The sequence below is a fragment of the Yersinia pekkanenii genome, assembly GCF_001152565.1.
Lineage (GTDB): Bacteria > Pseudomonadota > Gammaproteobacteria > Enterobacterales > Enterobacteriaceae > Yersinia > Yersinia pekkanenii.
On the sequence record NZ_CQAZ01000007.1, the window covers coordinates 1 to 14,182 of the forward strand.

Below are 14,182 nucleotides of genomic sequence, written 5' to 3' on the forward strand. Positions count from 1 at the left end.
CCAATTATCTCACCTGTGCAGCCGCCAAGCGGCGCATTTATCAAATGGATGCGTCGGTATCGATTGGGCTTATGGAGGCGGCATGACAGAAGAACAGTTCAAAGAGCTGATTATAACAAGGCGTGAATCGTTAAAGAGTATGGATACTCTGGCCTTTGTTAAAAATGAATTGGAGTGCGGTCGTGTGTCGGCCGAACAACTGGCAATCATTGCACTGGACGCGATGGGGATTAAAGGCGAATTGGTTGATCAAGTAAGGGAATCGGCAGCCAAAAAGCGTAAATCATTTATGGAGGTGATTTGTGGGTACCGCAACATTAATCCTTGGTGAATCTGGTACAGGGAAGTCTACCAGCTTGCGCAATCTCAACCCTGATGATTGCCTACTTATTCAAGTCGTAAGGAAGCGGCTACCGTTCAAATCAAACAACTGGCAGCCATGGGATGCCACTAAGAAGACAGGAAGCATTATTGCAACGCATGACTGGTCACTAATCAGGGAGGTCATTAATAGGGCGACAAAATACGGGAAGAAAATAGTCATCATTGATGACTTCCAGTATGTGATGTGCACCGAGTTCATGGAGACAGTGAACGATAAGGGATTTGATAAGTTCGCGAAAATGGGACTTCACATGTGGGAAATAATCAAAGCGGCACAGGATGCGCCGGATGACCTGAGAATTTACTTCATGGCCCACACCGAGGAAACAAACCTTGGTCGCGTCAAAATGAAAACCATCGGCAAAATGCTGGATGAGAAAGTAACGGTCGAAGGAATGTTCACCATCGTTCTGAGAACCACTGTTCACGATGGACAATACTTTTTCACCACTCAAAACAACGGTTACGACACCGTTAAATCACCGATGGGCCTCTTCGAAACCAACGAAATTGAAAATGACCTTCTGACTGTAGATCGGGATATTTGCGATTACTACGGCATCAATAATGTTCACCAAATTAAAGGAAACGCAGCATGAGCAATGTAACTTTCGTCTATGACCAGGATTCGGGTTTATCAGCAGGGTTAAGTGGCTTCATTAATGAGTCTGGTGCCTACGTCTTCACCATTTCAGAAGCTAAATATGTGATCAGCTCTGGTGGTGCTAAATCAGTTGAGTTCTCTGTTGAAACTGATGATGGGCGCAAGGCAAATTACCTTAATGTTTACACCGTCAAGAAAGACGGAAGTTCTAATACGCATGGCGTAAATATGATAAATGCGATGATGGGCTGCGCTGGCGTTAAGCAGCTCACCATGATTAAGAATGAAGCTGGCATTGATGTGGCCCCTGAGTTTGTAGGCCGCAAGTTGGGTCTGGTGCTGCAAAAAACGCTCAAAACAAAAGATGATGGTCGTGAGACTTACAACTTTGATATTCGCATTCCGTACTTTGCACAAAGCCAGAGAACGCTACAAGAGCATGTAGCCAATGCCCCGGCAGAAACAATAGCGAAAATGCTAACCACCCTGAAAGACAAGGATGAGCGCAAGCAAGGTCATGCGGCGCCGACCCACTCAGGAAACTACCAGGGTGATGAGCAGTTCTTTGCGGAAGACCCGCGCTTCTAGCCGATAATTAGGTAACCACCATGCAGCCAGAACAAATACTGGCCTGCCTCCGCGCCCATCCAGATGCATATATAACCTCATTCCACCGGTCAATTGGCAGTGTGGGGCATGGTCGCTTGTCTGGTGGCGCAACTGGCGGGTGTACGTTGAATTATAAAGATTCATTCTACAAAGGCTTGGGTGAGGGGTTCGAGACGGTATCAATACACATCGGCCTAACGTATGTGAGAAACATGCGCCACCTGCTCACGGAAGAGCAATGGGAAGTTAAAGGGATATCAGCAAAAGGGACGATATACCGGCTCAAGCCAGAGTTTATGCCAGCCAACCCTACCCCGCTCTGCTCAACTCAGGAAGAGTTGTTAGCGCGGCGGCAAGAATGCCTGCGGCTGCTTTCAGCGGCCTAATCCCCCACCCCATTACAGCAATCTGCTGAGGAATAGTTATGTCTGAAAATACTGATTATGAAACGTTAAAAGCTGAGCGCGATTCAGCACTCAATACCTGCACTCTGATTGCCGAGGCTTTAGGTATTACCGGCGCGGTAGCGGGTGACACTATTGCCAAGGTTCAACAGCTAGTTGCTGAGAGTGCGGCGCTGAGGGCTGAAAATTGCATTCAGGATTTCATCATCTCAGCAGTTAAAGATTTAGTCCGCGAAAGCGATGGTGTCACAGGCTGGCACCGTAACGGTGACGTTGCTACATGGGATGAAGTTCTGCCGGAGTTATCCCACAGCGAAACCCCAGCCACCACTCAGGCGCTTAACGAGATAAAGGCGAGGGGTGTTGATGAGTTCACGGCCAAGATTGCACGCGATTTACGGATGGCGGGCGGTGGTCATGGATATCATGAAGAGCCTTATCATGAATTCGCTGATCACATTGAATGCAAAGGTGGTGATTTCGCCGCCAGCCTGAGGGGTAACAACTGATGAATAACATCGAAGAGCTTAGAGAGCACTGCAAAGAAATGATGGCTGTCTCTCGTATGCAATATGCGTATATCCCAGCATCATCAATTATCACTCTGATAGACAGAATTGAGAAAGCAGAGAAAGAAAGTAAGCAGTGGTACAGCGTTGTGGAAGCAGCAATATCTGATGATGCTGAATGGCGAAAGCAATCAAATACGGCAAGTGAAGCTATCGGTTATTTGACAACAGGAATTGTCATGCTGAAAGAACGTGCTGAGAAAGCAGAAGCAGCGTTATCAGCGGCAAACGAGAAGCTGAGTAAGCCTGTAAAATTGCCAAAAACAAACGGTTATTGGGATGCCGAAGAGCAGGCGTTTGAAAGAGGCATTCAATTAGCTCGTCAAGAAATTCGCATTGCCGGATTCCGTGTGGAAGGTGATGAATAATGGATAGAGATGAGCTAGATCCTATGGTTGTTAGCTTCTCTGGAGGCGAATCATCAGGGTTTATGTGTGATTTTCTTATACAAAATTACTCTGATAAATATAAGTTTCATTTTGCTTTTGCAAATACCGGCAGGGAACACGAAGAAACCCTGATATTTGTTGATAAATGCGATAAACATTTTGGGCTTAATCTCGTCTGGCTGGAAGGGGTAACTAGTCCGATACCAGGTGTTGGCATGCGACATAAAATCGTGAGCTTCGAAACGGCAGCGAGGAACGGTGAACCATTCGAGCAGTTCATTAGCATTGAGGGTATACCAAACGTTTCCAGGCAAAAGTGTAGCGACTATTTAAAAACACAGACTATCCGGTCATGGATGCGAGAAGTTGGGCTGTGTCGTCGTGGGTGGAGTGCCAAAACAGCTATCGGAATGCGAGTTGACGAACCACAGCGAGCGGACCCAACAAAAGATGCAGCGAAACGCTACAACTTGGTCTATCCGCTGGCTCACTGGGGCGGTTTTGATAAGTCAGATGTTAATGATTTTTGGGCCGCAATGCCCTTCAGATTAAACATCCCGCCGCACTATGGAAACTGCCTTACTTGCTTCAAAAAAAGCGATTCCAAGCTGTTTCTCATAGCTCATGAACATCCAGAATGGTTTGCATGGAATAGGGATATGGAGCAGAAGCATGGGAGCGTAAAGGCAATAACAAAACATTCATGGTGGCGGCAAAAGCGAGACACCGACCAGCTTATTGCTGATGCTCAATTGGAAGATAGGCAGGCCCTTATCTACATGACAAAGACTAGCCCGGATTCGGGTGACGGATGCACATCTTCATGCGATGCATTCCAAAATGTTGTGGAGGATGAATTTGATGAAGAAAGTAGTGAAAGAGTCGCTTAGTAAACTTCCTGACGGGTGGTTTTCTGAATCAGATGTAAAAGCGGATATGTCTATTTTCCAGCTAAGAGAGCTTAAACAACTTGGACATATCGAGGAACGTTACACCGGAGAGCCTCCACATCGATGCTCATTGTTTCGAAAGGTGCTGGCAGAAGGGGGTAAAAAACTGCTGGATGATGATGTAAAAATAATAAAGAGAATGATTAATGACGGAGCGCATAAGGACTACGTAATTAATTTTGTAATTAAAAACTTCGACTTAACTAAGTCTGATGCTGAACGAATTTATGAACAACTGCAACTTACGTAATGGTAGCGGCGGTATGCATATGACAACAGTAGAGTTGTTAGCACTCACCCCGGAACAGTCCAAGGCATGGAAACGGTTTAAGGCGGCGGTGAAGGACTTCAAAAAAGCCGGTGGGCAATTTTATACCGTGCTGGAGCATGTAAGTGTTTACAACGGAAAGTACGTTAAAGAAATCTCTAACGATAGAAGTGATTTCAGAGCAGACGATGTAGGGATGGAAGAAATAAGAGAGTCCGGCTTTTCTGGCTTTGCTGATGATGATCACTTTATTCATCTGACTGAAAAGGGCCGCAGGCTGGTAGAGGGGAATGCAGATGCTGAGTAAACCAGGCTTTGAATGGAAAAATGCGGTTGTTTCAGTAGAAGAGCAAGCAGAAATCCTTGGACTGAGTATTGAGCGTGTTAATGAGTTGGGCTTAGAGCTTGAAAAGCCTGTTGCTGAGCGTCGCGGTAATAGCGTGGAGGGGAATGCAGATGCTGAGTAAAGAAAAATTAATAAATTTATCTGAGATTACGCCAACAGAATTACCCTGTGGAATCACAATCTGTCACGGCGTATACCCATTAATTGGGTCATTAGACATAGTTCAGATGGCTACTGAACTGCTATCACTGCGTGAGCAACTTGCAGAGTTGAAAGCGTTGCCGCCTGTTGCTTGGCACACTGAAGACCATGACACGGATAAATCTGCTACGACGTACAATCAAGAAGTTGCAGAGCAATGGAAATATAAGGGTTGGCCAGTAACTGAGCTATTCACAGCAGCCAAGCCATCGGAGGACTAATGCTAATCGGCTTTGTTCTTCTCATTACTTCCTGCTTTAACGATAGTTGTAACGCCCTGCCAGTCACCGAAGATATCTACCCTACCCAATCCGAATGCCAACAAATTTCAACGCTGATTAAAGAGCGCAAGCCCAACGTTGTGCTCATGTGCGGCGAAGTGTATCGGTAACTCGTTTTAACCCCACAACGGACTCACAGAAACGGATTTCACTAAATCTGGAGGTTCCCTATGGCTATTTCAATGCTCCCAGTCGAGCGTAAATTCCCGCTGCCTGCTGAATTGACGGGCCGAATCAATGATCTTATTCAGGAATATGCCGGTGAAATAGGCGTCTGTGAGGTGCTTGGCGTACTGGAAATCGTCAAGTTTGGATTGCTGAACCAACAAACAAATGAGGTGGCGTAATGTGCGACGAAATCGACCAAGCCCAAAAGCTTGAATTGCTCAACATCAAAATCGGAATAGCTAATCGCAAGCCGACAATGACATTTACTGGGCATTGCCACTTCTCAGAGTGTCGGCAGCCTATAGAGCGCGGCTTGTTCTGTGACTCTGGGTGTCGGGATGATTTTGAAATTGATGAGCGGCGCAAGGGGATGGCGGCATGAGCAGAGGAACGATTATTTGTCTGTGTGACCTTGCTGGGATTATGGCGGGGCCATGGGTTGCGGCTGGGTATGATGCAATTTTAATTGACCCGCAGCACATTGAGGAAAGTAACCAGGCGGGAATACGAAAGTGGCCAGATACAGTGCTGACGGCTGCCGGCGCCCTGGGTAATGTTATCCGGAATGAAGAAATCGTATTTGTTGCTGGATTTCCGCCTTGCACGGACGTAGCTGTAAGTGGCGCAGCTCACTTCGAAAAGAAACGCAATGTGGATACTCATTTTCAAGCTAAGGCCGCTCTCGTTGCTGAACAATGCCGAATGATTGGTGAAATAACCGGAGCACCGTGGTTCTTCGAAAATCCAGTAAGTGTTTTCAGTGGCATATTTGGAAAGCCAGATTTCATCTTCAATCCGAGCGACTATGGCGGCTACCTGCCAGAGCATGATGCTCACCCAACTTATCCAGACTACATTGCCCCGCGTGATGCATATCCAAAGAAAACCTGTTTATGGACTGGGGGGGGGTTTGTAATGCCGGATAAATTGCCAGTTCCTGTGCCTGAAGGTTATTCAACTCAGCATCTAAAACTAGGTGGAAAATCAGAGCGAGTGAAGAACATTCGAAGCGCCACGCCGCGCGGTTTCGCTGAAGCAGTTTTCCAGGCTAATGCTACACATTTGAAAGCGTTAAGAGAGGCAGCATGAAGTTATCAATTGGAGCAAAAGTTTTCATCATCACTCTGGCCACAATTTTATCCGGATTAGTCTATCTATTGTGGAGACTTTTATCATGAAAATATCAGACGGCGCATGGTTCTGGATATGTCTCGTCGTATACACAATAGCAGCAACGCTCTATATCGTTAGTAATGCGGGGTGAGCGCATGGAATCGTCAATAGAGAACGCAATCAGATCAGTAGCAAAAGATGCGCTTGCTGAAATAATAGAAGTTAAAGAGAAATACCCAATTCAAGAGCACGACAAGCACTTCACTGAAATTCTTAATCGCCACGCAAAAAAAATCACCGCCCTACCCATTGAGATGCAACCGAAAACTTTCCCGGCCAAACGCTGGTTGAGCTATTACGTCCGTAAGATTGATAAAGAGATAAGAGGCCAGCATGGATAAATACAGTCTCACATTCGATGAAGCCTGCGAATTCCTTGGAATATCAAGGCCCACATTAGCGCAGTGGATTAAATCAGGAAGATTAACAGCAAGCCGCAAAACGTCAGCAAAACAATCACCGTACATCATCACCCGCCAAGCATGTATTGCCGCACTACAAAATCCGCTGCACACTGTTGCAGTGAGCGCGGTAGATGCGACAGGAGAACCACAATGTCTATCTTCCGCAGAGGTAAGGTATGGTACGCGAGCATCTCTATCCCGGGTGCGAAGCGTATTAAAGAATCACTTGGGACTGAAGACAAGCGGCAGGCTCAGGAACTGCACGACAAGTTAAAGTCTGATTATTGGCGAGTAGACCGCCTCGGAGAAATGCCGGAGATCATGTTCGAAGAGGCTTGTTTGCGCTGGGTTGAAGAGAAAGCGGAAAAGCGATCTCTTGATACGGATAAAAGTCTTATGGGGTTTTGGTTATCGCATTTCGAGGGGGTAAGGCTGAGGGATATTACCGAAGCAAGGATATACGCGGCGATCAGCAAGATGACAAATCGAAGACATGAAGAGAACTGGCGGATAATGGCAACATCAGTCGCCAACAAAGGTAAAGAGATACCCGTATTCAAGGCCAAGCCATCATCTACAGCAACAAAGGCGGCACACCTTTCTTTGATAAAGTCGATAATGAGAGCGGCGGAGCGCGAATGGAAATGGCTTGATAAAGCACCACTCATCAAGGTTCCACAACCAAAGAATAAACGTATTCGCTGGTTGGAGCCACATGAGGCTATTAGGCTAATAAATGAATGTCCAGAGCCATTGAAGTCCGTTGTGCGGTTTGCGCTGTCTACCGGCCTGCGTCGTTCCAATATTATCAACCTGGAATGGCAACAGATAGACATGCAGAGAAAGGTTGCATGGATTAATCCGGAAGATAGCAAGTCAGGCAGGGCTATTGGCGTAGCCCTGAATGATACAGCCGCAAAGGTTCTTAGGGAACAGATTGGAAAGCATAACAAATATGTGTTTGTTCATACTCACGCATCAAATAGATCTGATGGGTCATTAACACCAGAAATAAGGAAATTACGTGTTGATAGCAATAAAGCTTGGTATTCGGCATTAAAAAGAGCCGGAATAGATAATTTCAGATTTCATGATTTAAGACATACATGGGCAAGTTGGTTAGTTCAATCCGGAGTTCCTATTTCTGCATTACAAGAAATGGGTGGTTGGGAGTCAATTGAAATGGTGAAAAGATATGCGCATCTTTCACCAAATCATTTAAATGAACATGCCAGACAAATAGACGCAATATTTAATGATTGCGTCCCAAATATGTCCCATGAAATAGATTTGAAATTAGAGGTTAATGCTAAGTGATTGATTTTGTTGGTGGGTCGTGCAGGGTTCGAACCTGCGACCAATTGATTAAGAGTCAACTGCTCTACCAACTGAGCTAACGACCCAACGGCGATAATTATTCTCCTGTTAGCCTTGGCTGTCAAACACTTCATCGGATTTTTCTCTTTTAATACTGGATTATCGCCATCTCAGTGGATTAATTATTCATCTGATACTTGCGATTATTGTTAGTTATGTAACTTCATGTTGTAATTCCAGATGCTGTGATGAACTTAACAAAATTCAGTGGGTAAAATATAAACACTGAAAAGCGAGGAGTATTGTGTGATTATTGTTGCAAACATATTAAATAATTCGCAAATTGTACTTAAAGCATAGAAAACAGCTAACAGACAGACAGACAGACAGACAGACAGACAGACATGTTAAGACCAAAGAGCCAACATAGAGCTCAACAACTTCACACATACAGGAAGAGGGAATGGGGAAGATGGTAGACCAAGCCAAGAGAGTGGCAGAGCCTGAAGAACAACTTCAACGAAGTCTCTCCAACCGCCATATTCAATTGATTGCTATTGGCGGTGCCATAGGTACCGGGTTGTTTATGGGATCGGGTAAAACCATCAGCCTTGCCGGGCCGTCAATCATTTTTGTTTATATGATAATCGGTTTTATGTTGTTTTTCGTGATGCGAGCAATGGGTGAACTGTTGCTATCGAATCTGAAATATAAATCATTCAGTGATTTTGCCGCTGATCTCCTTGGCCCTTGGGCGGGGTTTTTCACTGGCTGGACTTACTGGTTTTGTTGGGTCATCACCGGTATTGCCGATGTTGTCGCCATCACCGCGTATGCACAGTTCTGGTTCCCCGGTTTCTCCCAATGGGTCGCCTCACTGTTAGTGGTTGTATTGTTGCTATCACTGAATTTAGCCACGGTAAAAATGTTTGGTGAGATGGAGTTCTGGTTCGCCATGATTAAAATTGTGGCCATTGTGGCCTTGATTTTTGCGGGTTTAACCATGGTATTAGTGAGCTATCAGTCTCCTTCGGGTACCACCGCGTCATTTACCCATTTATGGAATGATGGCGGGATGTTCCCAAGAGGTATCAGTGGGTTCTTTGCTGGCTTCCAGATTGCCGTTTTTGCTTTTGTCGGTATTGAGTTAGTGGGTACCACCGCCGCTGAAACCAAAGATCCGGAAGTCGTATTGCCACGAGCAATTAACTCTATTCCTCTCCGCATCATCATGTTCTATGTTTTCTCATTGATTATGATTATGTCGGTGACACCATGGAGCTCAGTGGTTGCCGACAAGAGCCCATTTGTTGAGTTATTCGTTTTGGTTGGGCTGCCAGCCGCCGCCAGTGTGATCAACTTTGTGGTGTTAACCTCTGCCGCCTCGTCAGCCAATAGTGGCGTATTCTCCACCAGCCGGATGTTGTTCGGTCTGGCAAAAGAAGGCGACGCACCAAAGCAATTTGGCAAACTATCACGCCGTTCAGTCCCGGCTTCCGGCCTGACGTTCTCTTGTATCTGCCTGCTGGGTGGGGTGGTACTGATTTACCTGATCCCGAACGTAATGACAGTATTTACTTTGGTGACCACGGTTTCAGCCATTCTGTTTATGTTCGTCTGGACGATTATCCTTTGCTCTTATCTGGTGTATCGCAAAAGACGCCCGGCACTGCATAAAAAATCCATCTACAAAATGCCAGCCGGTATCTTCATGTCGTGGGTGTGCATGGCGTTCTTCGCCTTTGTACTGGTATTGTTAACGCTGGAAAATGACACTCGCCAGGCGCTGATGGTAACGCCGCTGTGGTTTGTCATTCTGACCATCGGTTATATCATCTTGAAAAAATACAAATCCCGCCTGTATGACCGCAATAATAACTAAACTGTAGTCATCGTTATATTACCTGGCGTCAGCGCTTTTCTGACGCCAGTTTTAGCACAGATCATCCACTGTCAGTGTTGTTACCGCCAATGCTCTGCAGGTAGTTCCCTGCTCACCGGCACTGACGGCGCTGCTACTCGATGTGCAGTTGGTTACCTTGCCAGGAGAGCTGTGTCACTGTTGATGTTGCCGTGCCGTCAGTGGTTTCTCCCCCCACCAAAATCACTTTATCACTACCTTGAATCGAAACACCGTAGCCCAGAGGTTGAGGCAATTGCCCTGCGGCCTGCCATTGATTATTCACCAATGCATAAATTGACTGTTGCCACTGTTTTTTAAGCCCTTTATGGGCATATAACTGACCTGCATTGAATTGTTGCCAAGCTCCGGGGAAATTGGCACCGCCCGCGACCAGAACCACATCATGGCTGACACCGGAAAATGCACCCGCTAATCCTTCCTGCGCAGTCCCCTTTTTAGCACCAATCAAATCGGGTCGCTGTTGCCAGCCCAATTCTGTGCCCTGCGTTGTCCCCTGCCATACCGCCGCAGTCCGTAAACCAGGCTTAATTTCACCATTAATTAATATCAAACGGTTATTCATCGCACTAATTGCTGATCCTGCCGTACCTAAAAAGGGTACCTGACCACCACTTTTCCATTGATTTTTTGCCGGATCATAAATAAGTACATCGCGGTTATAGAAATAGTCTGCTGGGGCCTGATCAAAATAGGCATTTATGACCGCGCTTTTCTGTCTTTCATCACTTCCGGCTGAAGCCAAGTCGGCGAAATAACCGTCAAAAATGGCTTTATTTACGCCCCCCAACAGCAATGCCTGAGAGCCATCTACTGTAGTTGCTGCTGTTCCTACCAAGCCGCGTGGGGCTCGCGTTGCCAACTGTTGCCATTGATTGGTTTGCGGATCAAACCGATAGACATCATTCAGTGCTCGTACCTGAGTATCATCAGCGCTACTTTTGCCCACACCACCAAACACATACAGTTTTCCGTCCAGAGCAACAGTGACTGCTTGTTCACGCGGTTGGCCGGGGAAATCAGCTATCTTCTGCCAACCGCTGCTGACTTTATCAGTATCAAGGCGGAACCATGATTGGCCGGCAGTGCCCAAACCGACAAATAAACTGTTATTCACCCGAGCACCCGTGCCATTCTTAAAGGGCAGCGGGACATCTGGATAACCTTCTGCATTGGCATAAGGTAGGGGTAACGTAATCAATAGAGTGAATGCGCTCAACAGCGCGACTTTTATGCTCAATTTTTTCTTATATTGACGGTACATCTGGGTCATTAACGGTATTCCTCATTAATCGGTAATGTGAGCCATATCATGGTAGCGTTATTCAAAGAAATTAAACTCCATAAATTAATACCAAGTGGAGTTAAACTATCAGTAAAGGTATTGACCGCCCCTTAGTCTGTCAATGTGGAGAATACACAACTGTGATAAATGTCCGGTGACTTAGGTGTCGGTAGGATGTCATGTTGCTGTCGTGGTAGTGTCTGGTACTTACGAGTAGGTTTGTCGCTATGCCTTCAAACCCATGGAGAGCTTAATATGGATCGGTACCGTATTCGTGAATTACGGCTGGCAAAAGCCTGGTCACAAGAACAATTAGCTGAACTCTGTAGCCTCAGTGTGCGCACTATTCAGCGGATAGAAAACGGTGAGCAAGCCAGTTTGGAAACGCTAAGTGCCATTGCGGCAGTCATGGATCTAAAAGTCAGCGAACTGTATCACCCTGATGCAGCTCAGGAACGGGATGCCCCGGCTGAAGCGGTTGACCAACGCGTAATTAATGCTCGCAATGCAGTTGAGAATGAAATGGCTTTCTTGCGGCAATTACTGCGGGCGGTTGCCCTTTGTGCGCTGTTATTTATCGTCAACTGGTTTACTTTCCCCAGCTATATGTGGGTCTGGTGGGTCGTATTGGGGCTGAGCATCGCACTGGGATTACGTGCAATGAACCTATTTTTACTGGGTAATTGGCTTGAACGCTGGCAGAAAAAGCGCCTGCAAAAGAAGTTACGTAATCTGTAGTGAAGTCTAACACGTCAGGTAATCCAATTATTACCCGCTCTTTCATGCAACTTTTATGCGGCCAAAATTTGCAGCCTGAGCGTATTGACGTATGGTTAATAGAAGTGTCATAAGCAGCGACTATGATGACATCATCAGCATTATTCAATAAATATGATTGGAGCGAGGCGAGATGGCGAAAATTCTAGTGCTTTACTATTCCATGTATGGACATATCGAGACACTGGCCGGAGCAATAGCCGAAGGTGCCCAAAAAGTCAGCGGTGTTGACGTGACGATAAAGCGAGTGCCGGAAACCATGCCCGCAGAGGCTTTCGCCAAAGCAGGTGGTAAGACGGGTCAGCAAGCGCCGGTGGCTACGCCACAGGAGTTAGCCGATTATGATGGCATCATTTTTGGCACACCGACCCGCTTTGGTAATATGGCTGGGCAAATGCGCACTTTCCTCGATCAAACCGGTGGGCTATGGGCGTCCGGCGCACTGTTCGGCAAAGTTGCCAGCGTATTTTCCTCTACCGGCACCGGTGGCGGGCAAGAGCATACTATTACCTCAACCTGGACCACGCTGGCACACCACGGTTTTATTATTGTCCCCATCGGTTATGGTGCCAAAGAGCTATTCGATGTCTCGCAAACCCGTGGTGGCACCCCGTATGGCGCAACAACCATTGCTGGTGCTGATGGCTCCCGTCAGCCAAGTGCTGAGGAGCTTGCTATCGCTCGTTTCCAGGGTGAACATGTGGCGAAGATTACCGCCAAACTGACACGCTAATTGTCGTCATACTTGAAGCCGCAGAGATGCCAGCTTGAGCCATAAAAAAGCACCGTGCAATGGCGGTGCTCTATCCTACGCCTCAAACAGGTTTAGACTTCGAGTAACCCTTGCGCCAGATAATGGTTAGCATCAGCCACCCCCGGCAAGACAAAGAAGTATCCCCCGCCGATCGGTTTAACATACTCTTCCAACGCCTCACCATTTAGCCGTTTTTGAACGGTCAGGAAAGCTTTTTCCAAATCAGATTGATAGCACACAAACAGCAATCCCATGTCCAGTTGCCCCGAATTTGATACCCCCAGTGAGTAGCTATAGCCACGGCGTAGCATCAGGTTATTCTGGGTTTCAACTGTGCGTGGATTTGCCAACCGAATATGGGCGTCCATCTTAATGATTTTGCCATCAGGATCTTGGGTGTAATCGGGTTCATCATGTTCATGTACCCTACCCAAGGGCGCGCCACTGTGCTTATCTCGACCAAAAATAGTTTGCTGTTCCTGCAATGGTGTGCGATCCCAGAATTCTACTTTAAAGCGGATAATCCGTGCCGCCTGATAGCTACCACCGCTGGCCCACGCAGGTTCTCCGGCATTTTCCTGAACCCATACCACCTGATTGATCAGTGGTTTATCACTAATCTTTGGATTCGCGCTACCGTCTTTGAAACCCAACAAATTGATCGGCGTTTCTTTACCTTGGCTACGGGCGGCATGAGCGGAAATAAAGCCCTCACGCTTCCAACGCACACTGAGAAGATCTGGTGTGTGTTTGATAATATCGCGCAATGCATGAATCACCGTTTCATTGGTATTGGCGCAAATTTGCAATAATACATCACCGTGGCACAACCCAGCATCCAGTGAATCATTGGGAAAGCGGGTCATTTTCTGGAGCCGCAGAGGTTTTTTTCCCTGCAAACCAAATCGTTCATCAAACAACGAATCCCCCACTGAAACCGTGATAGTCAGATTATCCGGGTAAATTTCCGGCCCCATAATCCCCGAATCCAATGGCGGTAACTTAGCGTTAACCGACGGCGCATGGCCGCCCGTGGTCAGAAAAGCAATCCGCTCGGTTAACAGTTTGAATAGTCGCGTTAATGCGGTTTTATCTGTGGCTAATACATCAAACGCCACTAACATCATCGCCGCTTGCTGTAGGGTTAATACCCCCGCCTGATGTGAGCCGTAAAACGGCTGTTTCTGCCAGCGTTCATCTTGGGCGGGCGCAGCCTCAGGAGCCGGGCAATCAGCGGCACGGGCTATTTTCGCCCCACCGAGGGCCAAAGCGCCACTCATCACCCCCATACCCAGCAGTAAACGCCGACGGGACGGCAAAGCCGCCCCGTTATCATGTTGATACGGCCCGAGTTGCGGGCCGGTTTTCTTACTCATCT

The 14,182-nt window shown here is 46.9% G+C and carries 22 protein-coding genes and 1 tRNA gene; 20 read left to right on the top strand and 3 right to left on the bottom strand.

The window, feature by feature from the left end; genetic code table 11:
• The 17 genes from AEP37_RS04775 to AEP37_RS04840 form a co-directional block, all read left to right on the top strand.
• Nucleotides 1-331, top strand: a 331-nt coding sequence (locus AEP37_RS04775) for a hypothetical protein (protein ID WP_209435162.1), incomplete at its 5' end; no start/stop codon positions are given.
• Nucleotides 303-983: an AAA family ATPase gene (locus AEP37_RS04780; protein WP_049610680.1), complete on the top strand. Its 681-nt coding sequence runs from the start codon at nucleotides 303-305 to the stop codon at nucleotides 981-983. The genes AEP37_RS04775 and AEP37_RS04780, both read left to right, overlap by 29 nt.
• Nucleotides 980-1,576, top strand: a complete 597-nt coding sequence (locus AEP37_RS04785; protein WP_049610682.1) for a hypothetical protein — start codon at nucleotides 980-982, stop codon at nucleotides 1,574-1,576. The genes AEP37_RS04780 and AEP37_RS04785 overlap by 4 nt, the downstream gene beginning before the upstream one ends.
• A 20-nt stretch (nucleotides 1,577-1,596) precedes the next feature.
• Nucleotides 1,597-1,983, top strand: coding sequence for a hypothetical protein (locus AEP37_RS04790; protein ID WP_049610686.1), 387 nt, complete (start codon nucleotides 1,597-1,599; stop codon nucleotides 1,981-1,983).
• Between the two features lie 38 nt (nucleotides 1,984-2,021).
• Complete coding sequence (locus AEP37_RS04795) at nucleotides 2,022-2,510, top strand: hypothetical protein (RefSeq protein WP_049610689.1); 489 nt, start codon at nucleotides 2,022-2,024, stop codon at nucleotides 2,508-2,510.
• Nucleotides 2,510-2,938, top strand: coding sequence for a hypothetical protein (locus tag AEP37_RS27170; RefSeq protein WP_049610692.1), 429 nt, complete (start codon nucleotides 2,510-2,512; stop codon nucleotides 2,936-2,938). Before AEP37_RS04795 ends, AEP37_RS27170 begins: the two co-directional genes overlap by 1 nt.
• Complete coding sequence (locus AEP37_RS04805) at nucleotides 2,938-3,849, top strand: phosphoadenosine phosphosulfate reductase domain-containing protein (RefSeq protein ID WP_049610693.1); 912 nt, start codon at nucleotides 2,938-2,940, stop codon at nucleotides 3,847-3,849. The genes AEP37_RS27170 and AEP37_RS04805 overlap by 1 nt, the downstream gene beginning before the upstream one ends.
• A complete protein-coding gene (locus AEP37_RS04810) occupies nucleotides 3,821-4,159 on the top strand; it encodes a hypothetical protein (RefSeq protein ID WP_049610696.1) in 339 nt (112 codons plus the stop codon). Before AEP37_RS04805 ends, AEP37_RS04810 begins: the two co-directional genes overlap by 29 nt.
• Before the next feature lie 19 nt (nucleotides 4,160-4,178).
• Nucleotides 4,179-4,484, top strand: coding sequence for a hypothetical protein (locus tag AEP37_RS04815; RefSeq protein ID WP_049610994.1), 306 nt, complete (start codon nucleotides 4,179-4,181; stop codon nucleotides 4,482-4,484).
• Nucleotides 4,474-4,644, top strand: a complete 171-nt coding sequence (locus AEP37_RS25965; RefSeq protein WP_156168525.1) for a hypothetical protein — start codon at nucleotides 4,474-4,476, stop codon at nucleotides 4,642-4,644. Before AEP37_RS04815 ends, AEP37_RS25965 begins: the two co-directional genes overlap by 11 nt.
• Complete coding sequence (locus tag AEP37_RS26935; protein WP_049610698.1) at nucleotides 4,634-4,945, top strand: hypothetical protein; 312 nt, start codon at nucleotides 4,634-4,636, stop codon at nucleotides 4,943-4,945. Before AEP37_RS25965 ends, AEP37_RS26935 begins: the two co-directional genes overlap by 11 nt.
• Before the next feature lie 230 nt (nucleotides 4,946-5,175).
• Nucleotides 5,176-5,352 (top strand): hypothetical protein, encoded by a 177-nt coding sequence (locus tag AEP37_RS25975; RefSeq protein WP_156168526.1) that lies wholly within the window; start codon nucleotides 5,176-5,178, stop codon nucleotides 5,350-5,352.
• A complete protein-coding gene (locus AEP37_RS04825; RefSeq protein ID WP_049610699.1) occupies nucleotides 5,352-5,555 on the top strand; it encodes a hypothetical protein in 204 nt (67 codons plus the stop codon). The genes AEP37_RS25975 and AEP37_RS04825 overlap by 1 nt, the downstream gene beginning before the upstream one ends.
• A complete protein-coding gene (locus AEP37_RS04830; protein WP_049610702.1) occupies nucleotides 5,552-6,262 on the top strand; it encodes a hypothetical protein in 711 nt (236 codons plus the stop codon). Before AEP37_RS04825 ends, AEP37_RS04830 begins: the two co-directional genes overlap by 4 nt.
• 179 nt (nucleotides 6,263-6,441) lie before the next feature.
• The gene (locus AEP37_RS04835) at nucleotides 6,442-6,687 is read left to right on the top strand and encodes a hypothetical protein (RefSeq protein ID WP_049610704.1); all 246 of its coding nucleotides are present in this window, start codon (nucleotides 6,442-6,444) and stop codon (nucleotides 6,685-6,687) included.
• Nucleotides 6,680-7,024 carry a helix-turn-helix domain-containing protein gene (locus AEP37_RS24640; RefSeq protein ID WP_072086240.1) on the top strand — a complete coding sequence of 115 codons (345 nt, stop codon included), beginning with the start codon at nucleotides 6,680-6,682 and terminating at the stop codon, nucleotides 7,022-7,024. The genes AEP37_RS04835 and AEP37_RS24640 overlap by 8 nt, the downstream gene beginning before the upstream one ends.
• Entirely contained in the window at nucleotides 6,907-8,067 is a 1,161-nt protein-coding gene (locus AEP37_RS04840; protein WP_235801350.1) for a site-specific integrase, read from the top strand. The genes AEP37_RS24640 and AEP37_RS04840 overlap by 118 nt, the downstream gene beginning before the upstream one ends.
• A gap of 10 nt (nucleotides 8,068-8,077) precedes the next feature.
• Here AEP37_RS04840 and AEP37_RS04845 read toward each other — a convergent pair.
• Nucleotides 8,078-8,153 (bottom strand) — tRNA-Lys (locus AEP37_RS04845).
• Nucleotides 8,154-8,539: 386 nt separating this feature from the next.
• Here AEP37_RS04845 and cycA point away from each other — a divergent pair.
• A complete protein-coding gene (gene cycA, locus AEP37_RS04850) occupies nucleotides 8,540-9,949 on the top strand; it encodes a D-serine/D-alanine/glycine transporter (RefSeq protein ID WP_202905472.1) in 1,410 nt (469 codons plus the stop codon).
• Between the two features lie 133 nt (nucleotides 9,950-10,082).
• Here cycA and AEP37_RS04855 read toward each other — a convergent pair whose 3' ends face one another.
• Nucleotides 10,083-11,261 carry an N-acetylneuraminate epimerase gene (locus tag AEP37_RS04855; protein ID WP_049610712.1) on the bottom strand — a complete coding sequence of 393 codons (1,179 nt, stop codon included), beginning with the start codon at nucleotides 11,259-11,261 and terminating at the stop codon, nucleotides 10,083-10,085.
• A gap of 267 nt (nucleotides 11,262-11,528) precedes the next feature.
• Between AEP37_RS04855 and AEP37_RS04860 the strand changes: the two genes are divergently transcribed.
• Both AEP37_RS04860 and wrbA read left to right on the top strand, forming a co-directional pair.
• Entirely contained in the window at nucleotides 11,529-12,011 is a 483-nt protein-coding gene (locus AEP37_RS04860; RefSeq protein WP_049610715.1) for a helix-turn-helix domain-containing protein, read from the top strand.
• A 172-nt stretch (nucleotides 12,012-12,183) separates the two neighbouring features.
• Nucleotides 12,184-12,783: an NAD(P)H:quinone oxidoreductase gene (gene wrbA / locus AEP37_RS04865; protein ID WP_049610717.1), complete on the top strand. Its 600-nt coding sequence runs from the start codon at nucleotides 12,184-12,186 to the stop codon at nucleotides 12,781-12,783.
• A gap of 92 nt (nucleotides 12,784-12,875) precedes the next feature.
• Here wrbA and efeB read toward each other — a convergent pair whose 3' ends face one another.
• Nucleotides 12,876-14,180 (bottom strand): iron uptake transporter deferrochelatase/peroxidase subunit, encoded by a 1,305-nt coding sequence (efeB, locus tag AEP37_RS04870; protein ID WP_049610720.1) that lies wholly within the window; start codon nucleotides 14,178-14,180, stop codon nucleotides 12,876-12,878.
• Nucleotides 14,181-14,182 lie beyond the last annotated feature (2 nt).